The 24,413-nt window shown below is 57.4% G+C and carries 22 protein-coding genes; 11 read left to right on the top strand and 11 right to left on the bottom strand.

Annotation, left to right across the window (positions count from 1 at the left end; all coding sequences use genetic code 11):
* Positions 1-31: 31 nt before the first annotated feature.
* Entirely contained in the window at positions 32-1,165 is a 1,134-nt protein-coding gene (locus DSM3645_RS06050; RefSeq protein ID WP_002651185.1) for a hypothetical protein, read from the bottom strand.
* A 245-nt stretch (positions 1,166-1,410) separates the two neighbouring features.
* On the opposite strand from DSM3645_RS06050, the gene DSM3645_RS06055 reads away from it, so the two are divergent.
* From DSM3645_RS06055 to DSM3645_RS06070, 4 genes are all read left to right on the top strand, one after another.
* Complete coding sequence (locus DSM3645_RS06055) at positions 1,411-1,866, top strand: hypothetical protein (RefSeq protein WP_040351646.1); 456 nt, start codon at positions 1,411-1,413, stop codon at positions 1,864-1,866.
* Positions 1,867-1,868: 2 nt separating this feature from the next.
* The gene (locus tag DSM3645_RS06060; RefSeq protein ID WP_002651186.1) at positions 1,869-3,140 is read left to right on the top strand and encodes a tetratricopeptide repeat protein; all 1,272 of its coding nucleotides are present in this window, start codon (positions 1,869-1,871) and stop codon (positions 3,138-3,140) included.
* A 401-nt stretch (positions 3,141-3,541) separates the two neighbouring features.
* Positions 3,542-4,594 carry a DUF1559 domain-containing protein gene (locus tag DSM3645_RS06065; protein ID WP_002651187.1) on the top strand — a complete coding sequence of 351 codons (1,053 nt, stop codon included), beginning with the start codon at positions 3,542-3,544 and terminating at the stop codon, positions 4,592-4,594.
* Between the two features lie 22 nt (positions 4,595-4,616).
* A complete protein-coding gene (locus DSM3645_RS06070; protein ID WP_002651188.1) occupies positions 4,617-5,087 on the top strand; it encodes a hypothetical protein in 471 nt (156 codons plus the stop codon).
* A gap of 39 nt (positions 5,088-5,126) precedes the next feature.
* On the opposite strand, the gene DSM3645_RS06075 is transcribed toward DSM3645_RS06070, so the two are convergent.
* On the bottom strand, positions 5,127-6,095 hold the full coding sequence (locus tag DSM3645_RS06075) for an alpha/beta hydrolase family protein (protein WP_040352183.1): 969 nt from the start codon (positions 6,093-6,095) through the stop codon (positions 5,127-5,129).
* 87 nt (positions 6,096-6,182) lie between these two features.
* Positions 6,183-6,635, bottom strand: coding sequence for a hypothetical protein (locus tag DSM3645_RS06080; protein ID WP_040351647.1), 453 nt, complete (start codon positions 6,633-6,635; stop codon positions 6,183-6,185).
* A gap of 253 nt (positions 6,636-6,888) precedes the next feature.
* On the opposite strand from DSM3645_RS06080, the gene DSM3645_RS27780 reads away from it, so the two are divergent.
* From DSM3645_RS27780 to DSM3645_RS06095, 3 genes are all read left to right on the top strand, one after another.
* Positions 6,889-7,467, top strand: a complete 579-nt coding sequence (locus DSM3645_RS27780) for a hypothetical protein (protein WP_131282277.1) — start codon at positions 6,889-6,891, stop codon at positions 7,465-7,467.
* Between the two features lie 60 nt (positions 7,468-7,527).
* A complete protein-coding gene (locus tag DSM3645_RS06090) occupies positions 7,528-9,297 on the top strand; it encodes a DEAD/DEAH box helicase (protein ID WP_002651193.1) in 1,770 nt (589 codons plus the stop codon).
* Between the two features lie 100 nt (positions 9,298-9,397).
* On the top strand, positions 9,398-9,988 hold the full coding sequence (locus DSM3645_RS06095) for a hypothetical protein (protein WP_002651194.1): 591 nt from the start codon (positions 9,398-9,400) through the stop codon (positions 9,986-9,988).
* A 1,103-nt stretch (positions 9,989-11,091) separates the two neighbouring features.
* On the opposite strand, the gene DSM3645_RS06100 is transcribed toward DSM3645_RS06095, so the two are convergent.
* Both DSM3645_RS06100 and DSM3645_RS06105 read right to left on the bottom strand, forming a co-directional pair.
* Positions 11,092-11,874: a hypothetical protein gene (locus DSM3645_RS06100; RefSeq protein ID WP_131282280.1), complete on the bottom strand. Its 783-nt coding sequence runs from the start codon at positions 11,872-11,874 to the stop codon at positions 11,092-11,094.
* Between the two features lie 139 nt (positions 11,875-12,013).
* Positions 12,014-12,277, bottom strand: coding sequence for a hypothetical protein (locus DSM3645_RS06105; RefSeq protein ID WP_131282283.1), 264 nt, complete (start codon positions 12,275-12,277; stop codon positions 12,014-12,016).
* 390 nt (positions 12,278-12,667) lie between these two features.
* Here DSM3645_RS06105 and DSM3645_RS06110 point away from each other — a divergent pair, with 390 nt between their 5' ends.
* Entirely contained in the window at positions 12,668-13,258 is a 591-nt protein-coding gene (locus DSM3645_RS06110) for an RNA polymerase sigma factor (protein ID WP_002651197.1), read from the top strand.
* Positions 13,259-13,266: 8 nt separating this feature from the next.
* Entirely contained in the window at positions 13,267-14,991 is a 1,725-nt protein-coding gene (locus tag DSM3645_RS27785; protein ID WP_002651198.1) for a serine/threonine-protein kinase, read from the top strand.
* Positions 14,992-15,027: 36 nt separating this feature from the next.
* Here the strand turns inward: DSM3645_RS27785 and DSM3645_RS06120 are convergent, their stop codons facing one another.
* The 3 genes from DSM3645_RS06120 to DSM3645_RS06130 all read right to left on the bottom strand — a co-directional run bounded on the left by DSM3645_RS06120 (position 15,028) and on the right by DSM3645_RS06130 (position 18,612).
* Complete coding sequence (locus DSM3645_RS06120; protein ID WP_002651199.1) at positions 15,028-16,524, bottom strand: copper oxidase; 1,497 nt, start codon at positions 16,522-16,524, stop codon at positions 15,028-15,030.
* Between the two features lie 29 nt (positions 16,525-16,553).
* Positions 16,554-17,969 carry a TolC family protein gene (locus tag DSM3645_RS06125; protein ID WP_040352186.1) on the bottom strand — a complete coding sequence of 472 codons (1,416 nt, stop codon included), beginning with the start codon at positions 17,967-17,969 and terminating at the stop codon, positions 16,554-16,556.
* 205 nt (positions 17,970-18,174) lie between these two features.
* Entirely contained in the window at positions 18,175-18,612 is a 438-nt protein-coding gene (locus tag DSM3645_RS06130) for a hypothetical protein (protein WP_002651201.1), read from the bottom strand.
* 148 nt (positions 18,613-18,760) lie between these two features.
* Here DSM3645_RS06130 and DSM3645_RS06135 point away from each other — a divergent pair, with 148 nt between their 5' ends.
* Together DSM3645_RS06135 and DSM3645_RS06140 are read left to right on the top strand one after the other, a co-directional pair.
* Complete coding sequence (locus tag DSM3645_RS06135; RefSeq protein WP_002651202.1) at positions 18,761-19,708, top strand: tetratricopeptide repeat protein; 948 nt, start codon at positions 18,761-18,763, stop codon at positions 19,706-19,708.
* A 163-nt stretch (positions 19,709-19,871) separates the two neighbouring features.
* Positions 19,872-20,096, top strand: a complete 225-nt coding sequence (locus DSM3645_RS06140; protein ID WP_002651203.1) for a hypothetical protein — start codon at positions 19,872-19,874, stop codon at positions 20,094-20,096.
* 15 nt (positions 20,097-20,111) lie between these two features.
* Here the strand turns inward: DSM3645_RS06140 and DSM3645_RS06145 are convergent, their stop codons facing one another.
* Genes DSM3645_RS06145 through DSM3645_RS06155 form a run of 3 tightly spaced genes read right to left on the bottom strand, consistent with a single transcriptional unit; the run spans position 20,112 to position 24,253 of the window.
* Positions 20,112-21,080 carry a CNNM domain-containing protein gene (locus DSM3645_RS06145; RefSeq protein WP_002651204.1) on the bottom strand — a complete coding sequence of 323 codons (969 nt, stop codon included), beginning with the start codon at positions 21,078-21,080 and terminating at the stop codon, positions 20,112-20,114.
* Positions 21,077-22,342 (bottom strand): CNNM domain-containing protein, encoded by a 1,266-nt coding sequence (locus DSM3645_RS06150; RefSeq protein ID WP_002651205.1) that lies wholly within the window; start codon positions 22,340-22,342, stop codon positions 21,077-21,079. Before DSM3645_RS06150 ends, DSM3645_RS06145 begins: the two co-directional genes overlap by 4 nt.
* A gap of 30 nt (positions 22,343-22,372) precedes the next feature.
* Complete coding sequence (locus DSM3645_RS06155; protein ID WP_002651206.1) at positions 22,373-24,253, bottom strand: ABC transporter permease subunit; 1,881 nt, start codon at positions 24,251-24,253, stop codon at positions 22,373-22,375.
* Positions 24,254-24,413: the final 160 nt, after the last annotated feature.

The raw sequence follows: 24,413 nt of genomic DNA on the forward strand, positions 1-24,413 counted from the left end.
GCCGGACCCTGCTTTTATCGTACCAAAGCCGTTAGTAAACGCCGACGGTGGTGCCGGATGCGATCCCGTGGAAGGGGCGAACTCCGCTGACGCCGTCCCAGGGGTATTTGTCGAACGGCATTTCGCGTTCGCCTTCATCCCGTTCGAGGAAGCCGGGGACGAAGAACTCTTGGGTCAACGTCGTCAGTTTCACGCGGCCGGTCTCGCCATAGGCGACCTTTTGCATTGGGTCGTCAAAGCTCACGACTTCGGTCACGGCCCGCGGCTGCGGAGCGTAGTAGCTGATCTTGTAACCTTCGTCCGCCGTTACCGGCTTGCTGCAAGCGAGACCCATCAGCGTGTTGCCATAGGTGGGCGTCATGTAGATGCCGCTCTCTTCGGGCGAGCCGCCAAACAGCTCTTCGACGCAGTAGCGGGTCCACTGCGGCGTGAACTCGGTGCCGCCGCTGAAGATGCCGGTGATCCCGACTTCGGCCAGCGAAGTTCCTCGTTCTTCCAGACCCAAGCAAAGCGATTCGATCAGCTTCGGCGTGCCGAACATGCACTTCACGTCGTGGCCGGCGGTCAGTACGGTGATCGCCTGATCGATGCAATGCTTCTTGTATTCTTCCAGGTGCTCCATCCAGCCCTTCTTGATCAACTTGACTACCCAACGAGGGTCTAAGTCAATGCAGAACGAGATGCCGCCGCGATACTGGGCCAGATGTTCGACCGCCAGACGTAGACGACGCGGGCCTGAGGGACCGAGCATCAACCAGTTCGAGCCTTTGGGGAAGTACTGATCGGGCAGCGTGTGGCTGAAGTTCTCGTAGTCGGTCCGAAAGTCGTTGATCGCGATTCGGCTTTTCGGAACGCCGGTCGTCCCGCCGGTTTCAAAGACGTAGACCGGATCGTTTTCAAAGGCCTTGGGAACCCAGCGACGCACCGGTCCGCCGCGAAGCCAGTCGTCTTCGAACAACGGGAACTTTTGAATGTCTTCGTAGTTTTTCACTTCGGTCAACGGATCGAAGTTGAGCTCTTTCTTCTTCTCGAGCCAGAAAGGGCAACCGGTCGACTCGTGGAAGTGCCACTGGACGGTCTCGTACGCATGTTGGTCGAGCTTGTCCTTGGCGGCCTGGGCTTTTGCTTGAATATCAGCCGACAAGACGCTTTCGCCAGAATTCATCTTCACCACCTACGCAGGAACATGGGGGCAGTAAAATCGCCGCGCGGCAGGCGAAGTGGAGGGAAGAATTTGCGAGCCGCGGGTCTGTTTCTATCAGGATAGAGAGAAAAGGTTGTTTCGACAACCATTGTCGGACGGAATAAATTTGGGAACGCCGACCGACTTTGTTGCGAAGCGTAGTGTAGGGGGGTATGCTGTTGGCCAGGATAGCGGTCGCATATAGATGATTGTCGACGAAAAATTAAATGAATCGTTCGGATGAAAGTTTTGAGCCGCCAAGAGTCTATCGGGCGATGATCTTCGATTCTCAGGATTCGCTGCCAGTTGTCGGATCAACAGCCAAGGAGCTAGGAGTCCGAATTGGCGTCGATATTCATGTCGATGCCGGCGGAAATGTTAATCTGGACGAGAATGGAATGTCGGTTGCCCCGCGCTGGCAAGATTTACCCAGGTATAGAATTCCCAAGAGATTGCGAGCGGTCGTTCCCGGGGCCAGCGGGTCAAACAGTGTGGCCTGTTTTGTCATGGGAAACGGCGCGTTTGCTGACGGAATTGTTGCTTCTGGACTAAAATTAATTCCAGATCGTAAACCGCAACCGATAACACATGGTGTGGTGGCGCCGATCTCGGCAGTTTCACTCACTCAATACCAAGCGGACTTGGCCAGTACGCGATCCTCCTGGCAGATCGACGAGACGTAATCATGATTGCACAACATCCATTCGGAAGTCCTGCCTTCAATCAGGTGGCCAAGGGGATGATTGAGCTCCATCGGCTGATGAAAGAAGGCAAAGACGACTCGCCTGAGGCGGATGCGGTGCGCGATGCGATGGATGCGCCCTATGCGGAATTGAACAAGCAGGAGAGGGAGAGGATTGGTTGGCTTTCGGAGGATCTTTACTCGATTAGTGATCCGCCGGATGAGGTTGTGATAAAGGAGATGAATCCCCAGTCGTTGCGATATTTGATGGAATCGTTCGAAGCACGAGAGAAAGGATATTGGGATTCAGCACTTGCGATATTGCGACGCTGGCGAAGTTACATTGAGCCAGTTCTACTTTCTGTCATGCGAGGTGAAATCTGGCAATTAGCAGGGAATTTTGATGTCGCAACAGAGTTCTACGGCCATGCAGTTTCGTGTGAGCCATCGAATCCCAAGTATTTGAACTTATACATTTTGTCGCTTTGGTACTCTGATCCAGCGATGGCGCAGAAAGCTTCGGTCAATATCTTAAATGAAGAAACGAACAATACGCCGGCAGTTATAGCTCGTGCGGCTGGCATTTGTATTCAAGCTGCAAAGCAAGTCTCAGATCCCGAGGCGGCAAAGGTTAGTCGTTGGTTAGTCCCGATACTCGAAAGAAACGTCGAGCGGCTTAAATTAAATAGCGAAGTCCATGATGGAGAAGAATCTGCACATTCATTGACCATTTCAATACTTGGGTTTTGTCATGAATGCCTGGGGGACGTTGACGCTGCTGTTGAGCACTACACCAATGCGCTTGAGTTTTATCCTGACGACGAAGTATTTCTCATCACGAGAGCGATTCATCTTTATGGAAAGTCTAGCGATTCGATTATGGATTTTGAACGAACCGTAAAACTAGGTTCTAAAATAATCTGGCCTTACTTCTTTTTAGCGAATCATTATTTGACAAATAATCGCTTTGAAGCCTGTCGGAAAATGTGCGAGTCAGGTCTGAGGAGAGAAGGACCTGATACCGCAAAAAGTCAACTCGAAGAGTGGCATGCAATTGCTCAAGCCGAGCTAGGTTTTTCTCCCGATCTTGTTCTTAAAACGTTCGATGCCGCGATTGCCTTAGATCCCGCAAACGAACGGGCTAAGCGAAACAAGGCGACCTTCGAGCAGAATTTTAAGCCTGCTCAGCCTACACACGCACAATGGGAGCAAAAGCCCGTCGAAGAGATTCGACAGTTTGGCTTGAACGAACGGCGTTACTTCTTGGCCGCATAGGTAGCAGACTGATCGCCGTTCTGTTTTCAGTCATTACGCGAGCATCTTGATTCTCAAGAGCGTGATAGGTCGTTTCTGGCGACCGCACCCCCAGGAACCGACCGTTCGCACGCATCGGTAACCCATTGCGGCGCTTGGATTCCATCGTGTTTCTCTTCTTTCTCATCGGATCCCAACGGAGATCGGGCGCCGTTGTCCTGGCATATCGATCCGTTAAATAGCAGCTATCCCCGGTTATTTTCTTGACGCCGCGCCGAGGGAATTTTATAAAAGAACCGAAGAAAAATACCTGTTAAAATGCGTTAGCGGGGCCGATTGCTTCATTCGGAGCGGTTTCTCGCCGAGCCCCAGCGCCGCGGTATTCATCTTTCCCTCATCCCTGGAAGAGAGAGACTAAGGCCATGCACTTTTCACGAAGGCTGCTTGCGCCCGATCGGCGCCTTGCTTTTACGTTGGTCGAGCTGTTGGTGGTGATCGCGATCATCGGCGTGTTGATCGCGCTATTGTTGCCGGCGGTGCAGCAGGCCCGCGAGTCGGCGCGGCGGATGCAATGCATCAACCGGATGAAGCAGATTGGTTTGGCGCTGCATACCTATCACGATACGTACTCGGCCTTTCCTGCGATGCAGATCCAAGCGGCGCCGGCTCGTCCGAGCGGGTTCGCCTCGTTGTTGCCATATATCGAGCAAACGGCGATCTACGACGGGATGACCAGCGCCAGTCCGCCGTATGGATCGGCCGATTGGAACCCGACGCATCAGAGCACGCTCATCCCCGAGTTGGCTTGTCCCTCCGACCCCAACTGGGACAGTCGGGCCTACGTCAATGGGCGCAAGCCGCGCAGCTATCATTTCTCGGTCGGGGATAGTATTCGCAGCAACGATACCGTGGATTCCTCGAAACGAGGGATGTTCGTCACACAACTCAATCGCGACTTCAGTGATCTGAGCGACGGTACTAGCAATACGGTCGCGATCTCTGAAGTGGTGGTCGGTCCCAATGACATTACGCGAACCCTGAAGGGGAACGTCGCCGTGACGCCGGGGATCAACGCCAACCCGTCGAGCCCGGCCGACTGCTGGGCGGCGCGCGGAACCAACGGCATGGTGAACTCGGCCGTCACCGTCACCGCCGAATCGTACGTCCATCGAGCGCCCGGTAGTCGCTGGGCCGAAGGACGCGTTTTCTTTTCCGGTTTCAGTACGGTCCTTCCTCCCAACGCGCCCCGCTGCACGACGGCGTCGACTGACGCGACTTGGGGGATCTGGACGCCGAGCAGTTTTCACCCCGGCGGCGTCAATGTTGGTTATGCCGACGGATCAACGCACTTTATCCCCGAGACGATCGACAGCGGAGATCCGACCGCGACCGAAGTGACGTCGGGGCCCAGTCCCTACGGCGTTTGGGGCGCGATGGGAACGATTAGCAGCGGTGAAGTAACGGCTAATTTTTAAGCGATTTCGATTGAGAGAATTCATGAATCGAGTTGAACTTACAGCGCTGCTGGTATTGGTCGGATTGGTTGGATGCGGCCAAGCGCCGGATCCCAATCGTCCCAGGATGGTGCCGGTCAAAGCGATTGTCACCCACGACGGACAGCCGGTCGAAAAAGCGACCGTGACGTTTGGCGGCGCCGAACTGCGCGGCGCTGTGGGCCATACGAACGATCGCGGGGAAGTGGTGATGTGGACGTATGACGAAGGAGACGGAGTGATCCCTGGCTCGTATAGCGTGGCGATCCGCAAGTTGGAAGTCTTGGCGCTGCCTGATCCCGATTCGGTCAGCCCCGCCGAATACAACCGACTCTCGCGCGAATTGAACGCGGCGCTCTCGGGCGCTCCCAGGCATCTACTGCCCAAGCGTTACGCCAGCGCAAAGACAAGCGAGCTGACGGTGGAAGTGATGGATCCGGGGGAGAATGTGTTCACGTTTGCGCTGGAAGAGTAGGGGGGAAAGCGGAAAGCGGAGCGAGCCGCCAACGGCCTCCTACTTCCACTGCCAAACATCTTTCTCTTTCAACTTCGCATCCGTTTTGGGTTGATCCGATTGCAGCCACTTCTTGGCGGCGGCGTCTTCTTTCAAATAAGCGTCCCAAAATTTCAAGCTAATTTGCTGGATCGCCGGGTGATGAGCGGGATCGCGCTTGCCGATCCGCAAGCCGCGAGCATCCGAGAATGCGGCGTGCGTTCCGCCGTCAAAGACCAGCTCGTATTTGTCGCCAGTCGGTAGGCCTTGGTAGACTTCGCGGCGCGACTCGGGCGTCGTCCGCGGATCGATCATGCTGCTGTCTGCGGTGCCGGTCATGCAGAGCATCGGCAGCTTGACTTCGCCGTACGATTTCTCGGCCGACATGCCTTCGGTGGTCTGCGGGCTCATCGGCAAGAAGGCGTCGAGGCGCGGTTCGGCGTTGCTGCGGCCGAGCGGAAATTTGCGTCCGGCGACCGCCGTGGTGGTGACCGCGCCAAAGCTGTGCCCGGTCATGCCGATATGCTCGAGGTCGAGCTTGCCTTGGAGGGGACTGTCGGCCTGCTTGTTCATGACTTCCAACTGATCGATCACGAACGAAACATCCTTAATCCGATCCATCAAGCTTTTCCCACTGGCCGCTTGCTTCATCGCTTGCATGATTTCGCGCCGCGGAACTCCCTTCCAGACCGATTCGTCGCTGCCGGCATGCTGCATGAAGACGCAAACGTAACCAGCACTCGCCCAGTGGTTACCTAGGTAAACGCTGTTTTCACGCGAACCCCCCAGCCCGTGCGAAAATAGGATCACCGGCAGCGGCTTAGCCGTCTCGGGCAGATAGACGCGAATCGGGACGACGCGATCCCGCGCCGCGTCTTTCGGCTCGAGGTCGATCTGTTGAACCTTGGTCTCTGCGGCCGCTGCGGCGGGGGCCAGAAAAGCGCAGGTCAGAAGCAGCAAAGCGAGCAGCGGTCGAAGGCGTTGGATCATGGCCAGTTCCCGTCTAGAGATCAGCAGCAGGGCATACATAGATGCTACCTCACTGCTGGCAGTCGGGTTTCAGGCAACAGCGCCCGCTTATTTGGCCGGGGGATGCGGACTACCCAATTGGGCTAGCATCTGTAGTACGCCGTTAAGATGGGCGATGCGGGGGCCAAAGCGATCGACAAATTCGTTAAGCATGAATTCGCTATCGGCCATATCTTCGCCGCTGTCGTCGATCTCGTCGGCGATTGAGCCAAGAAATTCTGTGTGAACTTTGCTCAGCGCTTCGGCCGCTTTGCGGCACTTGTCCGCTAGTTGAGGGTTGGCCTTGCGCCACGCCGCCAACTCGGATTGCCGCTGCTTTTGTTGCGAGATCTGCTGCTGCAGCATTTCTTCCAGTAGCTCTGCTTGCCGCTCTTGCAGGGTCACCATTCGTTGCAACAGCATGGTGATATTGCCGGCGGCCGAGTCGTCGTTACCTGAGGGGGAGCCTGCAGTTACGTCGACATGGGTGAACAGGGAGGGGAAGTTGTTCGGGCTAGACATCTATTTTAACTCCGGATTCGATGCCCCAAGTATAGTCACGCTCTCCGAAGATTGTCGAGCATTTGCGGGTTTTGCGTAGATCGCTAGCAGATCCCGCTTCTGGCACGTTCGCTGCGACGGTTAAAGTCGACCACCGCGCAGCACCGATTGTGAAGGAAGCATCGCTGCGTGAGGGATTACCGGCGATGTGATAGCACCCCTGGAAATGCACCTAGAGAGAAAGCCGCCTGTGACCGCGAGGGACAAAAGTTCCGTGCCGACTGTAGGATACTTAACGGTGGTCGAAGACGAGCAGCATGGGCTGTTCGGCGGGTATCTATTGTTAAATTCCAACGGTCGCCCACTTGAGTTTCATTGCACGACCCCGGTTCGCGCCAATCGTGCCCAAGAGATTTTGTACGGTCCGACGCTCCGCGAATATTTGTGTGGAGAGCAAATTGCCGCCGCTTTGGTTCGCAAGACCAACCTGGCTCCGCGGATGATCTGCACTGACATCGCCGAAGTGCTAGCCGTGCGGCAGCATGTCGACGTTCCGGTGATCGCCGTCGCACCGACGGTCGCTGAGCCAACGACGACGTCTGAGACCGAGCGCAGCGAGAACGCCGCCGGTCAGGTTTGGCGCGTCGACGCCGCGCATCCAGTCGCTGCGCCCAAGTCGCCTGCTGGGTTTGCGTTGGCCGGCGCAGATGTCAGGATCGCCGATGCGTTTCCGCAAGACCAGGCCGACGTCGCCGCCGTCTGGGAAACGTTCGCGGCGCGGATTGATTTGACTGAGCCGTTTGGTCGGATTCATGAAGCGATCAGCGAAGCGCAGCAAGCGCAACGCGGTTAAGTCAACGGCTGGGTCGGCCTTGTGTCGACGCCAAGTTCCTCGTGCCCCAAGGATGGGAAGATGAATCTGCCGGAAGCGGATGCCGCAGCGCCGTCGATTGTCTCGTTCGCCAATTTGACGGTCGCTGTCGAAACGTACAGCGAGTCGATCGATGCCGAGCTGGCGATGTCGATCGAGTCGACTGCGATCGGCGTCGATGCGCCCAAAGTCGTGTCGATCCCTTGTCGTGCGCCGCGCGTCGCGGTCAAGACTTATGTCTTTCCGGAAGCGCCGGAATGGGCGGTCTCTGCGCCGCCTCCGAAGAAACCGCCGGCCGACAATACGACCGCATCGGAAGGTCCCGAAGAGCCGCAAGAGCGAAACGTCCGTAAGCCGGCGACACGTATCAAGCCGCCTGGCGACGTGATCAAGCTGCAGGATCGGCTCTACTATCTGCTGCAGCCGTCGCTGGAATCGCTGGTTAGTTCTGGGTCGCTCGAATTTCCGTTCGAACCCTTTCCGTATCAGTTTGAAGGGATCGCGTTCCTCTACCCGCGACATGCGGCGGTCTTGGCTGACGAGATGGGACTGGGCAAAACGATGCAGGCGATCTCGACCATTCGGATGTTGATCCGATCGGGTGAGGCGCGCAATATCTTGTTGATATGTCCGAAGCCGCTGGTGACCAACTGGAAACGCGAGTTCGCGCTGTGGGCGCCGGAGATTCCGGTTTCGATCATCGAAGGGGACCAGGCACGCCGCACCTGGCAATGGCAATCGGCCGAATCGCCGGTCCGGATCGCCAACTACGAGCTGCTGATGCGCGATCAACAGATCGTGAATGACGAATCGATTCGCTTTGACTTGGTCGTGCTGGACGAAGCGCAGCGGATCAAAAACTCGGGGAGCACCACGGCGCAGATTGTGCGCGCGATTCCGCGTGATCGCAGTTGGGCGCTGACCGGCACGCCGATCGAAAACTGCACCGACGATTTGGTCGGCATCTTCGAGTTTCTCGTGCCGGGCTACTTGTACAAGGGAATGCCGCTCAAGCAGTTGTGTACGGCGACCAGCGAGTACATCATTCGCCGCACCAAAGATGAGGTCCTCGAGGATATGCCGCCGCGGCTCTATCGCGACGCCGATCTCACGTTGTCGCCGGCTCAGCAAGAGACGTACGAACTGGCCGAGAACGAAGGAATTGTGCGGCTCGAAAAAATGGGGGAAGAGCTGACGGTGCAGCATGTGTTTGAGCTGGTGCTGCGGCTGAAGCAGATTTGCAACTTTGATCCGCGAACCGGCGACAGCACCAAAATGGATCAGCTGCGCGCCGACATGGAAGAAGTCGTAGCGAGCGGCAAAAAGGCGATCGTTTTTAGTCAGTGGACGCAGACGATCGAGCAGATTCGTCGTCAGTTGGAACCGTTTGGACCGTTGGAGTATCACGGTAAAATTCCCAGCAAAAAACGAGACGGCGTGATCGAGCAGTTCAAGCACGATCCGTCCAAGTCGGTCATTTTGATGAGCTACGGCGCCGGCAGCGTCGGCTTAAACTTGCAGTTTTGCGAGTATGTCTTTTTGTTTGATCGGTGGTGGAATCCGGCCATCGAAGATCAAGCGATCAACCGCGCCCATCGCATCGGCGCCAAAGGGGCCGTGACGATTTCCCGCTATCTAGCGATGAACACGATCGAAGATCGCATCGATCAGGTATTGAGTGAGAAACGCGAACTCTTCAATACGTTGTTCGCCGAAGCGGGGACGCCGCAGCCCAGCGGTTTGTCGAAAGACGATATCTTCGGTCTCTTTAATTTGAGAAGTCCCAAAGGGCCGATTCGCCTTGCGGCGTGATCGCGTGATTCCGTCAGGAAAAAGTTGTAAACCGTATCGCAGTCACTAGGATAAGACGCGTCTGACGCTCGTGTCCTTCTCTTCTCGGCGAGGCGGTTTGATGACATGGTTGACCGTTGGCGGCGGCGCATGCATGTGCGTCGTGTTGTTTTTTGCGCTTGTGATCGTGTTCCTCTATTTCTACTCGTCGTACAACGAAGCGGCGACCGAGCGGCGCATCCGTGAAAATGGGAAGCCGGTCTTGGCCGTCCTGGTGATGGCCAATTCCGAGTTCTTGCAACAGCAAAGTATCGCGTCGGCGCCGGCGCTGATGATTTTTTCGCACGAACCTCCCTCCAAGTCGCTGGCCGAAGTGTTGCGTGAATTAGCGGACGATCTGTTTGATCTCTACACGGCCGACGACGAAGAGATCGCCGGTTTACCGCCGCACCAACAACACGCGGCCGAACTCCTCAAAAACGACGCCTATCACAAAGGTCGCCGCAACCGGGTCCCGCTCGAACTAACCCGCGGTCGCGTCATCTATATGGCCGACGTCTGGATCGAACGCGAATGCTTGCCAGACCACGTGGCGCTCTCTCGCGTCTTGGCATGTCTGGTAACCGGACTGGACGAAGGCGAAATTATGGCGCTTCCTCCCGATGAGGCAGCGGCGAAACAAATTTATGCGGCGGTGGGAGCGGGGGAGTAACGCTCTTGTAGGTTTGCCCTTAGTCCCCAAAGGCCGGACCGGACCGCATCCTGTTTTTTCGCCAGCGGATTGAACCAATCCAATACTAGCCCGAGTGCGCGAGCCGAGGGAATGCGGCCTCTATTTCGAATGACGAAGGAAGAAATCCGAATGTCGAACGAATGCCCCAAACCCAAATGACGAGCCCGCTTCCCGCTCGGGGAGTACCTGCCTTCGTCATTCTGGTTTCGACATTCGGCATTCGCCCCAGGTTGGACCGGACCGCTAAATTTTTTACATCGAATAACCCAAACCCCTCAGGGTTAATTTGGGCAGTTTTGCGTCCGGCGCCGTGCTCTTACGGCGTCTTCGCAGAAAGAGCATGACTTCACCCACCCCGGCGGCTGACCGGGACCATTGGACGGGACAATCGGACCGGACTGGACAAGGTTGGACCGGACCGACATTCCTACGGCGTATCTAACCTGCCCACTCAACATGGGAAAACCAAACCGCGCAGCAGCCCCCGCTTGCGCCGGCCATTACTGACCCCCGATGGATCGTCATCCCCCCAATAGACTCCGAAGCCGGACGCTGTGTCGAGAGACAATTTTGAGTCCGCTTCCTACCATTTCCGAGTAGACTAGCCATGCGTCGTGGCCATAAAGACGGAACGACGGCGCCGGGGATATGGTCCCGATCGTGCACTTCTGAACGCACCAGGAATTGCCGCAGCGGCGCCCAAGTTCATTCGCGTGGCTACGCGAAGGAGAGCTGCCGCTTTTTGAAGTGGCGCTATTTTTCGGTGACAAGAATGGAACACGGCCCAGCCACGGATGAAGGGGGGTAGAACAAGGTCAGAATCAGCCGAAAATCGTTGCATCAGCGCCTCGGGCTATTGCTGTGTCACGCGACAATTTTCGGCGCCATGCTCTTATTAGCCGCAGTGCGTTAGCACCGGTTACTAACGAAAACTCATTGGCGATGGACAATGGGGGACAAAAACCGCGTCTAACGCCGTGCGGCTGATTTCGTGGAAGCCGAAAATAGCGGTTTGACACTACACGAGTGTTCGCTGGGTTCGAAAAAACGCAACTTCAAACCTGACGATCGCCGGCAAGTCATTAGTCGACCCCATAACTGACGCCGCTGCGGCCCTGGATGTCTTGCCATTCAATCACGCACCAGGGCATTTTCTTCCGCAGACCCTGGACCGCGGCTAGGCTGGCCTGCGTGCGCCGCAGTTTGAGCATTCGCAAATTGGTCAGACGGCGAAATTTATCTAAGCCTTCATCGCTGATGCGTGTGCGTGTCGCGTCAAAATAGACCAGCGATAGCGGCAGGCTGTCGATCGCCGGGTTGGAAAATTGGGTGCGAGCGACGCAGATCCAAGTGAGACTGGGCCGATTGAGCCAGGGCAGTTCTCGGCGGGAGAGGGGAACGCTGGGAATGTAAAGCTTCTGGACCTCGATCTCGTCGAGCAACTCGGCAAGTTGCTCCGCGGTAATTCCCGAGTGGTACGTGCCCAGCATCGTCAGGTTGTCGAGCGTATGCAACTGCGCCAGCGCAGGCGTCATCTCTGAATTCTCGCGCAACGTCACGTGCTCAATTCGGCGAAACGCCTTGCCGAGTCCCAGCCATTCGAGGGCGGGATTCAGCGTGGATACGAGATCCATTTGAAACCCATAGTTACCCTTGGTGGCGACCCGTTTGTAGTGCGACATTTCTACCGTGCAATGCGCGGCGGAAAGGGCTGTGGCGATCTGTTCCTGACGCCGGCCTTCGGCCATCAGCGCGGCGAGCCAAGCCAGGCCGATGCAGCAGACGAGGATCAGCACCAGCAAAGCACGCAATCCAAAGCGGACCCAGCGCCGACCTTTGCCGGGGGTTAATTCTTGCTGCGTCACTCGATAGTCGCTCCCAAAGAAAAGAGGAACGTCCAATCTACCCGGCGGCGAATCGCTATCGCTACACTTTTGTTCGCGATTTTCGCGACGAAACGGCTGTCAGCACAACAGGAGAATGAGAGGACTGCGACGCGGCGCGTTAGGCGATCGTGCTAAAGCTATCTTCATGAACTTCCACCGTCTCGTGCGATGGATCGAGGCGCGAATGAAGATCGCCGCTGAGCGTCAGCAGCACCGGCAACGTTTCGGCGGAGGAAGATCGCGGTTTGGCCGACGAATTCCAGTAGCCGCGGCAGCTGAACTTCGAGAGACAGCCGTGACAGGGACAGAACTCCACTCCGGCGTGGTTCACTTGTTTGCCACAGAAATGGAACAAATGATTACACGTGGATGTTTGGCTCATCACATTTCTCTTTGGCGGGGGCCAGATCGAGGTCAATCAACAAGCTGGCTACTTATCTATAGCTCGCTGATTGGTGACTGCGCCGGTTGCCTTGCGGATTTCATAAGTTGTCGAGGGAGCGACTTCAATTGCCATAATCGCGATCGTTCCGCTGGGGAAACTCGCTGCTTGGTTGGGTCGCCAAAAATGGGGTAATTGAGCGACTACGGCGGGTAATCTGTCCTACCGGCTTAGGGGGACGATCGGGGAATAAGTGAATGTCCTCACTTCGAGAAAGGAAGGAGCGGCCCCATTCTTTTGGCGGGGGCGGCAAGTACAATAGGGTGGCGGTCCCTCACGGCGTCGCGCTGCCTCGCATCTTTCCTTTTGACGACTACAGCACGTACGACGATGGCGGAAGAATTACTCGATATAGCGGAGCTTATCCGCCAAATTCGCGGCGGCCAGCCGGCGGCGGCCGAGCAATTATTTCACAGTTATGAGCCAGAGATTCGCGCCGAGATCCGTTATCGGTTGCGCAGCGCGGCGGTTCGTCGTGTGGTGGACTCGCAGGATATCTGCCAGTCGGTGATGATTTCTTTCTTTTTGCGGGTCGGCGCCGGCCAGTATGAAATCGCCCAGTCGCAAGACCTGCTGCGGTTGCTGTTAAAAATTGCCCGCCACAAGACCAACGACGTCTACCGGGCCCAATTGGCCGACAAACGGGATGTCCGTCGCGTGCGCCCCTTGCACGAGGTGGATGAGCAGGGAGAAAAGCCGCGGCAAGACCAACGAGCGGCCAACGCTGCGGAACTGACCGATCTGCTGGAAGAGCTGGAGCGCCAATTATCGACGCATGAATTTGAAATTGCGTCGCTCCGGCGACAAGGTTTTCAGTGGGACGAGATCGGAGAGCAATTGGGGGAATCGCCGGAAGCGCTTCGCAAACGTTTTCATCGCGCGATCGAACGGATCGGTCGCACGTTGACTCCTTGGTTCTAACATTGCCGATGAATATTCCAGGAGACGAAGCTTCGCGCGCCCCGTTTCGCTTGGTGGATCGGCTATGCCATGACCAGACGCATCGGTGGCGACAAGGCGAGCGGCCGACCGTCGAAGGCTATTTGTCGCAACATTCCGAGTTGAGCGATCACACCGAGGATCTGTTTGACTTGGTCTACAACGAACTGCAATTACGCCGCACGTTGTTGGACCAGTTTGATCTGGTGGAGTTTATCAAACGATTTCCGCAGTTCTCTCAGCGACTGATGCGCCAACTGCGTTTGCATGACGCGATTCAGTCGGTCAAAGATTCGAGTCGCGGCAGCACAGAGACAGGGACCGCGGCGGCGCCTGCGGCGACCTTGGGGTTGGCCAGCGGACAACAGTTGGGTCGGTATCGCGTGCAGCGCTGGATCGGCGCCGGCGGCTTCGGCGTCGTCTATTTGGCGACCGACACGCAATTGAATCGCGAAGTAGCGCTCAAAATTCCCCGCATCGATGATTTGCCGGCAGAGCAGCAAAAGCGATTTCTCCAAGAAGCCGAACTAGCGGCGTCTCTGGAGCATCCGCATCTGGTCGCCGTTTATGACGCCGGGAAAATCGACGAAATTTCGTACATCGCAACCGCCTTTTGTCCGGGGCAAAATCTCGCGCAATATTTACGCGTGCGAGAGACCTGCGATCTGAGAACCGCCGTCGAGATTGCGGTGCATTTGGCGGACGCGATGGACCATGCGCATCAACGGGGAGTCATCCATCGTGATTTGAAGCCTAGCAACGTGATGCTGACCGACAAGCCATGCGGCGATCTCCCCTTTACGCCGCAGATTACCGATTTCGGTCTGGCGAAGTTGGGTGAACAGCGGATGCGTGACACCAGCACCAGCTTGGTGATGGGGACGCCGCTTTACATGGCTCCCGAACAATACCGCGGCCGCAAAACGACCGGTCCCCCCACCGACGTCTATGCATTGGGGGTGATCCTCTATGAGATGCTGACCGGCGAGCCTCCGTATGACGGGGACAACTATTTCGCCGTGGCCAACGCGGTGATGCGTGGTCAAGTGGTTTCGCCGCGGCGGTTGAATCCGGCCGTTTCGCGCGATCTGGCGGCGATCGTGATGCAGTGCATCGAACGTGAGCCGCAGCATCGTTACGACAACTGCGGCGACTTGGCCCGCGATCTGCGACAGGCGCTGGCCGGTCGGCGGGTTAGCATCCGTCGCCCGAATCTCGCAGAACGGTTTGTTCAATGGGCTAACGAACGCCAACGCATCTACGAAGCCGGAGCGGTCGCTTGTTGGTTAGCCATCTGCATGGCGACCTGGATGGTGGTGGTCTGTTTTGCGACGCTGATGTTCTGGCCGAAGGAGTTGGGCTTTGAGAAAGCCGATTTTCCGTCTGAATGGGTCACGTCGATGACGATCGTCGTCACATTGGTGCTGCCGATGTTGGCGTCTGGAATCGCGATCTTGTTTGACAAAGCTTGGGGGCTGTATGTCGGACCGTGGTTCGCAGGGATCCCGGTCTTGATGGTGCTGTTCTCGATCGGGGAACAGCCCACGGTGCATCAAAGCGTGTACGGCGACAACATCATGGCCCGCTTTCTGGTCTTCTCACTGATCTTTTTTACGCACTTCGCGCTGCTGGCGTTGTTGCTCAATGCACTTCGCGTTCACTGGCGCGAGCAACGATTGAATCGGCGGCGCCTTCCGCCAGAATCCGCTGCATGAGTGGGCAGGGCGATCAGCTCAAGCGGAGCTTACTGGTCAGTTTCCGTGGTGCATCGTCATCGGCGCCTTTTGGTAAGTCGCCGGGTCGCCAAAGCGTTGGACGATCTCAGCAAAGATGGCGCCCTTGGGGATCTCTTCGTCCGTTTCCATGACGCGGTGATAGAGATCGTCCGGCAGCACGCGCAGCGCCGTCATCAGCCCCATGATCGACATCGGCCAGGTCGTGCGCATCCCTTGCACTTCGCGGCGTGACCAGATCGACTTCATGAACTCCTCGGACATCTTCATCCCTTTCATTCCTTGCGGATAGCCAGGCGTATCGAAGCCGGGGTCGGTGTGGACGAAATCGACCGGGGGACGTTGCTCGAGATTCGCTAGATAGGCGCTGACGTCGCCGTTTTGGCGAATGCGCGGTCCGGCTGGTCGAACCATGTGATTCATCATGTGATGAACCATGTGACAGTGGAACATCCAGTCGCCGGGGTTATTAGCGACAAACTCGAACACGCTGGCCTGGGCGACGGCGATCAACTCGGTATTGCGCGGCGCCCAACTCGATTTTGGCGCTCGAGCGCCCTCGTGTCCGGTCAGCCAAAACGTGTGCCCATGCAGGTGAATCGGGTGATGCTGCATCGGCGAAAAATTCATGATCCGCACACGGACGCGTTCACCATGTTTAACGACCAGCGGCGTGGTGAACGGTCCGCTCCGTCCGTTGATCGTGTGCCAGTTCCAATCCATCGCCCACGAATCGCTAATCGTTTGATTGGGCTGAATATGAAAGTTTTGAAAGATCAGCCCAAAGTCGCGATCGACCGGCGGATCGAAGACCTGGCGCGGATGAACGATGATCCAGCCCACCATGCCAAACGCTTCCTGCATCGCGACATGCGTGTGATAGAAGAAGGTCCCTTCTTCGTGGATGTCGAATTCATAGACATGCGTCTTGCCGGGCATGATCGGATTTTGCGTCAGCGTCATCGAACCGTCTTGCTGCACCGGCAGTTCAAAGCCGTGCCAGTGAACGGTGGTCTCTTCCGGCAGTTCGTTATGCACGATGATGCGAATGCGGTCTCCCTGGGTGACTTCGATCGTGGGACCCGGGATCGAGCCGTTAAAGCCCCAGACATCCATTGGGTAGCCCGGCAAAAATTCTCGGCGGACGTTTTGCGCGACCAGCTCAAACTGTTTCGCGCCATCTTTCATGACGAAGGGGAGCTTTTCCAGGTCGGGCGCAACGAACGGCGCGGGCCCCGCGGCAGCCGTGCGAAAGCCGGGAACTAACTTGCCGATGTAGTAATCACTATCAGGATTATTGCCGCGGCTCGGTTTGAAACGCGAGAAGCCTTCGTACTCATCCGCGACCGCAGGCTGGTCCGCGTGCGGATGGGCCGGCATCGGTTCCGCAGGATCAGCGGCGTCTGACGGCGCGTCTTGCCCCAGCGCACGGCCGGCGCCGAGTGCGGCCGTGGCGGCGGCAATGGCGCTGCCTTTGAGAAACTGACGTCGCGGGGACGGGGTCGACTGGTCCATAGCGGAAACTCGTCAATGAGAGGAAGCGCTTAGCGCGGATGCGGAGTCGCGTCGATATGTCCGGCCGGCGTCGGGCTGGGCGCCGCGTTGAGCCCGCCGTGCAGCAAGTAGCCATCGATCAGTATCTCACTTGTCCGCTTTTGCAGCAAATGATCGATCAATTCAATCCGACGCTGCGTAAAATCGTGATAGGCGTGCAGCACGTGGGGCCATTCTTCGCGGCGAGCCTGATAGCTTTTCAGCGACGTTTCGTAAGCTGACTTTAGTTCCGGCAACACGATTTCTTCGTAGGTGAGCACATGTTGCATCGCGCTCAAATACTGTTCGTATTGTTCGGCCAAGCTCATGCGCAATTGCATCTCAACGCGCCGAATTTCGTTCTGTTGACGGGAATAGTCGGACCGGGCCTGGCGAATGGTTCCTTGATTTCGATCGTAGATCGGCAGCTCGATCATTACGTTCAGCGCGGCGGTCGCGTCGGACGTTTCAAAGTTGTAGCCAGGCCCGCCGCCGACGACGACATCCGGCACCCATTGGACATTTTCGCGCGTGACGGTGATGCGATCTTCACGCAGCTTCGAGTGGGCGGCGAGGATCTCGGGGCTTTCGCGCAGGATTCGCTCATACGCCAGATCAAAATCAATCAGGCCATCTTGGATCGCGAGATCTCCGATCAGCGGTTGGTACGGCAAGTCGACGCTGACGAGGGAGCTGAGTTGGAAGAACTCGCGACGGATCCGATTTTCGGCTTGCAGCAGGGCCAGTTGTTCGCGGCGGAGCGACGCGTTGGCTTTGTGCAGATCGACTTGATTCGCCTGGCCGAGATTGAACATTTCACGCGTCGTCACCAGATGGTCTTCGGCCGTCTTCAGCAATTCCTTTTGCAACGCGAGAATCTGCTGTGCGGCGAGCGTTTTGGCGAAGTGCAGCCGAACGTCATTACAAACGCGAAACTGCTGAGCGACCGCTTGATGCTCGGCCACTTTGGCGCGCTGCAAGTATTTGTCACGACTGATCTGCAGCTTGTTGGCGGTCACAAACCGTTGTTTTAGTTCGGCTCCTTGCCATTCGCCAGCAGTTCCTTCGACGCCGATATTTTCGGCTACGTAGGCGAGGGTCGGATTGGGATAGAGACCGGCTTGCTGCGCTTTGGCGAGCGACCCGGTGATTTGATACTGGGCCTGCAGGATCGTTGGATTGTTGCGCGCCGCCAGGTCGAGCAGTTGCTCCAGCGTCAAATTTTTCGGAGCCGCGTCAGGCGTCAGATCATTCCAGCGAATCCCCGCAGCGACCGTCTTGAGACCCTCGTCCGGAGGCGACGTCAGCAGCGTCCCCGGCGTTGTCGGACTCGTCGGCGAGACCGGCTGCCCCCAGGCTAGCGAGGCGCAACTGCCGAAGACAAGAATGCTGGCAAACCAACTCGTGGATTTACGATAGCGGAACATAGTGAAGTCAACGCGAAGGGCGAACGGAATCGGCACATCGTAAATGATCGTCGAATCCGAACTCTCACATTGCCGCACTTCACCATTTCAACCAATGCAAAACCGTCAAATGCCAGACTTTGACGACTAGGCAAAGGACGCAAACGCGTTGGTGACAGCACCGTCTCTCGAACGTGACTGCGTGCTAGCTGCTGAGCGGCTCTTTTCAAACCCCCGTTTGCCGATTCACCAAATCATGGGTAATCGCCGAGAAGACGTCGCGCAGCTTGTCGAACTCGCGATCTTCTCCCTGGAACATCACCAGCACTTTGGCGTCGGCGAAGTCGAAGGCGCGGATCTGGGCTTGGACCAGCATGTCCAAACAATAGAAGTGCATGTTGCAGCCGAACGTTTCGTAACCGGCGAACGTTTCGGTGGTCGTTTCGTATTCGAAATCGTCGTACGTCTCGTCCATCGCGGCGACGACGGCGTCGACCGCTTCCTGCAGATCGGTGTCGCTAGGATGGACCGTAATGTTCCAAAATGCGTCGCTGGGGCTGTAGACCGAGGTCGAGCGAGGCCACTCTTGGGCCTGCTCTTCGACCAGCTTCCAGTTCTCGGGATAAGAGAAACTGACCCCAAAATTTTCGTACACGGCCGCCATCAGCAGGGCTCCCAGCGATTTTTTGTTCTCTAAACACCCGATTTTACCGTTCTGCGCGAGAAACGTAACCGGCGCCGCTCTGGCTGGACGAAGCAGGTTTTGATATCGTTCGCCGCTTCTATCTTTTTACCCCTTCGATTTACCGCTCATGACGCGGCTTTTTGGCACTCCCAGAAACCGAATTTCGTACGACATTCGTGCGTCGGCAGTGCTGCGCCTCGCGTTGGGGCTCTTGTTGCTAGCAATAAGCGGCTGCGCGACCTTCTCGAGGCAGTCGGCCGAGCACCAAAAAGTCGTCAACGGCCGGCAACTCGCCCAGCAGGGGGTCGATGCTTTGCAGCGGGGCGATATCGAGCGGGCCGAAACCTTGCTGGCCAAAGCGAAAAAGGCCTGTCCGGTCGATGTGCATACCCGGTCGCAGTACGCCGAGGCGCTCCATCGCAAAGGGGATATCGACGGCGCGATCGTCGAAATGAAGGAGGCGATTCGGATCTCGGGGGATGACGCCAGCATGATGGTTCGGCTGGGACGGATTTACTATCGAGCGGGGCGGCTCCCCGAAGCTGATCAGCAGGCGCAGCAGACAATCGCCCAATATCCGCGGTGTGCTGACGCCTGGCTGTTGGCCGGCGATCTGGCCGAGAATCGCAATGATTGGCAAGACGCCGAGTCGTGCTACTTGCGGTGCGCCTCGTTCACAGAAGACGTGACGCCGGTTCTTATTCGCTTGGCTCGAGCCCAACGTCAACTGTCGCAGCCCGATCGTTCGCTGGCTTGCCTGACCCGCGCCGAACGAGCCTATCCGCTGGGAGAAGCTCCGATCGAGTTGCTGGTCGAGCAAGGGCTGACGCTGCAAGCGGCTGGTCGTTTCGAAGCGGCCGCCGACCACTTGATTGCGGCGATGGAGAAGGGAACGCCTGACCCCGAGCTCATGTCGCGGTTGGCGCAATGCGAACTCTCGGCGGGGCGGATCGCCCGGGCGGAGTGGGCTTTGCGGCAAACCTTATCGATGGATCCGCAAAATGTCCGGGGGCGCGAGATCGCCGCAGAAATCCCCCTTGCCCGGCAGCGAATGGGGCAGACGCTGCAGCGATAAACGCACAATCGCTAGGATCGTTACGACCCAATCTTGGTTAGGCGAAACGAGGGCGGCGTAACCTCTTACAGGCGTTTGACAAGCGGCGGAACGGTCCTAGGTTATCCGTAGATGCGCCAAAGTTGGCGAATTAATTTCTGACACGGGAAACCGGGGTTTTATTATGTCGCATGTGCTCGACGCGAACTTTGTGGATCGGCGTGACCCGAATCGGCAAACGTCGCAGCAGCTTGAACGTCGCCAATTTACCAACAGTCATAGCGAACTGTCGGACGCGGCGCGTGAGATTGCAGACGCGGTTGACGGCTACAAGATCCAACATCGACGACGGTTCGTGACCTACGAAGAGATCTTCCAGGTAATCGCGTCGCTGGGTTATCACAAATAGTCAGCAAGTTGCGGTTTAGCTTTCGCTATACAAAATCGGCCGCATCAGCTGGTCGAGAGTGACGATGCCCAGCGTCTTACCGTCGCGCGCTTTAACGACGGCCATACTTTCTCCACTGCTTTGCATGCGGAGCAGCGCCGCGATTTGCGTATCGCTACCGGCGACCACCGGCAGCACGCGATACGATTGAATCGTCTTCTCCGGCGTCAGAATCAAGTCGCAAGTTCGTACGTACCCGATCACTTCGTTCTTGTCAGCCGCTTTCGCCGCCACCGGCAGCGCCGTGATCTTGTTCTTTTTCGCATAGGCCAGCGCTGACGTTTTTTCGGCGCCGACTATCGCCACATGCGTGCGGGACAGGGGGAGCGCCAAAGCGCCGACCGATTGATTGGCGACGGCGAACAGCCCTTGCGCTAATCGTCGTTGACCGGCGTTCAACAGTCCCGCTTCGCCCCCTTCGTCCAGAACGTCTTCCAGCTCTTTGCGGGCCAATTGCAAGCGAACTTGCGTGGGCGATTCGCCCAGTAGCCACTGCAGCGCTTGCCCCATGATCCACAACACGGCGGCGAACGGAGCGAACAGAATGGTGCAAAGAAAGAACAACGGACTGCCGCGCAGTAGCAGCTTGTTGGGAGCATGAAAAAACAGGTTCTTGGGTAACGATTCGCCGTAGACGAACAACACCGGCGCCAGCAGCGTTGGCAACGCCAATTCGGCCGTCGAGTTGCCGGGGAAAAGCATTCCCGCCGCCAACACGATCGAGAGCGAGACCAAATAGTTGGCCAGGTTGTTGCCGATCAGCGTAGTCGCCACAAACAGCGCCGGGTGATTGGTGAGGAACAACAGGAACTTGGCCAAGAATTTGCCGTCCAGCGCATCCAACACCAAGCGAATGCGCGTCACTCGATAAAAGCCGGTTTCGGTGCCGCTGAAAAACGCTGACAGGAAAACGGCGAACACGAACAAGGTGACGATCCAAATCATGACGACTCTTCCTCTCTTTCAAACAAAGAGAGACGCACGATCGGTTGGCCGCGCAGCGGAACCGAGACGACATGAAAATGAAACGGTCCCCAGGTCACTTCGTCGCCTGGTTCCGGCAGCTGCTCCAGCTCTTCGTGCAGCAGGCCGTTCACGGTGGTGGGACGAATGGACGGGACCTCGGCGCCAAAGCGTTTCGCCAGGCGTCGCAAACTGGTCATGCCGGGAATCAGCCAAACGCCCGGCTCGACCTGCTCGAAAGTTTGACGATGCAGCAGACGTTCGCTGCGGCCAGAATGGTACGAGAAGATCGCTTCGGCCGCGTCGCTTAGGGTCAACACGCCGATTACTTCTCCCAGTTCATTCACGATCGCGGCGACTTCGCGCTGCCGCGTGATCATCTGCTGCAGCACGACCGCCGCTTTGGTGCACCAAGGCGCATACAGCACCGGCGACGCGAGCCGCTCTAGGTTCTCTTCCGGCAACTCGGTCGCCGTCATCAGGTTGAACGCGCCGGCGACATCTTCTGAGTCTGGTTCCGTCACCAGCAGATAGCCGCTCGGCGGAACTTCTCCCGCGAGATCGGCACGCGAGACCGGCGGCCGGAACGAGCGATATTGGCGACGCGGCCGCATCAATTCGTTCACGGTCAAGTCGGACAACGAGACGATGTTTTGCAGCGCGACTTGCTCTTGCTCAAGCAGCGCGGCGTTCTCGGTCGAAAACACAATCGCCCGCTCAAGGTCGGATACCTGCAGATAAGGTTCCGGCTTAAAGCCGGGCCAGATCAGCCGACGCGACAGGGTAATCACGGTCCGCAGCAGCGGCAGGATCGGATCGGCCGCTTTGACGGCCAATGCGACCGGCAGCGCTAACAGCGTCGCGATTACCGGGGCCCGCAAGACGGCGAAACTTTTCGGCAGCATCTCGCTGGAGAAGATGATCACCATCAGCGATCCGGCGGCGAACCCGGCTGCGGCGGCGCCCCCAAATTCTCGTTCGATCCGAATGCCGACGACCGACGCCAGACTGAAGTAGAGAACATTGACGACCAGATTCCAAAAGAGGACGGCCGAGAGCAAGCGGTCAGGGTCGTTCAGCAGTTGGGCGGCGATTTGCTGCGTGCTGCTGCCGGAGGCGAGCTTCCGCCGGTCTTCGATCTTGAGATAGAAGAAAGCCGCTTCGGCCGCGGAAAAAATTCCGGATAGCGCAAGCAGCGCCGCCATGAAGATCAACCACGGCGTGATCGCCGTCATTAATTCCATGAATAGTCTCCGGCGTGAGGGCGATTCTCTTTACGAGTCATCTTGCCCAGACGTTCTCCCCATTTCGACGTCAAATTCGTAGATCGCTGGAATCAGCATAGCGAATGTCGTAAAGCCGTAGGAGAAGGCAGTCACCAGAAAGACCTCTAGATTTTTGTTCAGCAGCAACGTCGTGATCGCGTAAAACGTCGCTAGCGGCACCACAAACGCCGCCGTCGCGATCGCCGGAGAAGGATTGCGATGGCCGATCGCGACATACAACCCGAGTCCCCCGCCGGCGATGAATCCCAGGAACGGGAAGAGCTGGAAGTGGAACGAGTCGCTGAACGAAATCATCAGCAAGATACAGGTAATCACCCCCAAAAACAGGAAGAAGACCGTGCCTAGGCTCACGCCGATCGCAACTCGACTGCTGGCGTAAATCATGCCGCAGTGAATGCCGAGCGTCGTCACAAACAGATACATCACCGCCAGGCCGAGACTCAGGAAGACCAGGTTCTCGGTATTCATGCCGTTTTGCCACCAGAGGTAAAACGTCAGTAGCAGCGGCGCGACCACCATTTCTTTAGTCACCCACAACACGCCCAGCAACTTGCCAAAAATAAATTCTCGCGGGGTCAGATCGGTCACCAGCAGAATATCGAGCGATCGTCCGTCTCGTTCGTTGGTGATGGAGGTGACCGCTAATGCGTTGACAATCACCATGCTGACCAGGTACAGCGGCGTCAGCGCCTGAGCGGCGTCTGGAATGATCGCGCCCATCTGATCGACGATCGACTTGGCCGCATTGCTGAGGATCAATTGGTGCAGCGCCACCGCCGCCGCTGCGACCAGCAGCATATAGACAACCCGAATGATGATCACCTTGCGACCATACGCCCAGGTCTGGGTCTCTCGCCATAAGACCGGGTTATCCCAGACCTGACGATGATTCGACTGCATCTTGCGGGTCCGAGCATCCACATGCTCTGAGCGCCGCGATTCATCCGATTCGGCGGCCGGTTTGTCTTGTTTGAGGGCCAAGTCATGCTCGGCGCCCCAGATCGACTCTTGCGTTTCGGCTTTGGGGCCAAAATCACGCCGCGCTTCTCGTGACGGATTCCAGACGCGGACCAGGGCGATCGACAGCCCGTTCAGCACGAGCGTCGTGCCGCAGGCGATCACCAGATAAAGCCAGATTGGATTGCCCAACGCTCCCAGTTCGATTGACAAGGTCGGAAACGGGCGAGCCGCTTCCAGCACCGCGCGAATCGGGCTGAGCGCCGTCGCCAGCGTGTCGGGGGCCATGCCCAACGGCATGTCGCCGATCAACCAGGTCAACGCGCCCGCGGCGATCGCTTCACAAAAACCAAGCCAAAATACGATCGCCAGCGCGGTCAGCGACAACGTTTGAAACGTCTTCTCGCGCCACAGCGCCAGCGTCGACCCCAAACTGCCTGCGGCGATCGCCGTGACAAATGTCACCAGAAAGACATAGATGATCTGCGAAGGAGAGACCCCGCCAAACAGCACGACGGCCGTAAAGAGCGGCAGCGCCGCGAGGATCAGCACGAGCACGTTCAGCAAGCTGGCCAGCATCTTGCCGAGGACCAGTTCCGAGTTATTTAGTCGCGTCATCAGCAGCAGGATGAGCGTCTTTTTATCTTTCTCCAGCGCGACGGCGCTGGCCGACGAGAAGGCGGCGAAGAAAATTACCAGACTCAACTGAATCGGGGCAAGAATCTGAAAGAGAACGGCCCCAAACCGAGCCATATCGCCAACATTGCGAATGATCTGCGTACCGGCCATCACGAGCCAGGCGGTGCACATCAGCAAAAAGAGCGCGGCGACATAGACCGTGCGGTAGGTGTAAAACTTGCTCCGCCGTGGAGTAACGGCGGCTTCTCGCGTAAAGACGGGCCCGATGAACAACGTGCGGTCCTTGGTCGAAGGAAAGCGGTCAGAAGCGGAAAAGCTTCGATTATAGCTGGAGACCCACTGAATTAGGACGCCGTCGCCGGCGCCGGCGTGTTAAAACCTGGGGTGTTTTCCATCTTCGCGCCTGCTTGAATCCCCCCAGATGGGATTATTT

It is taken from the genome of Blastopirellula marina DSM 3645 (assembly GCF_000153105.1).
GTDB lineage: Bacteria > Planctomycetota > Planctomycetia > Pirellulales > Pirellulaceae > Blastopirellula > Blastopirellula marina.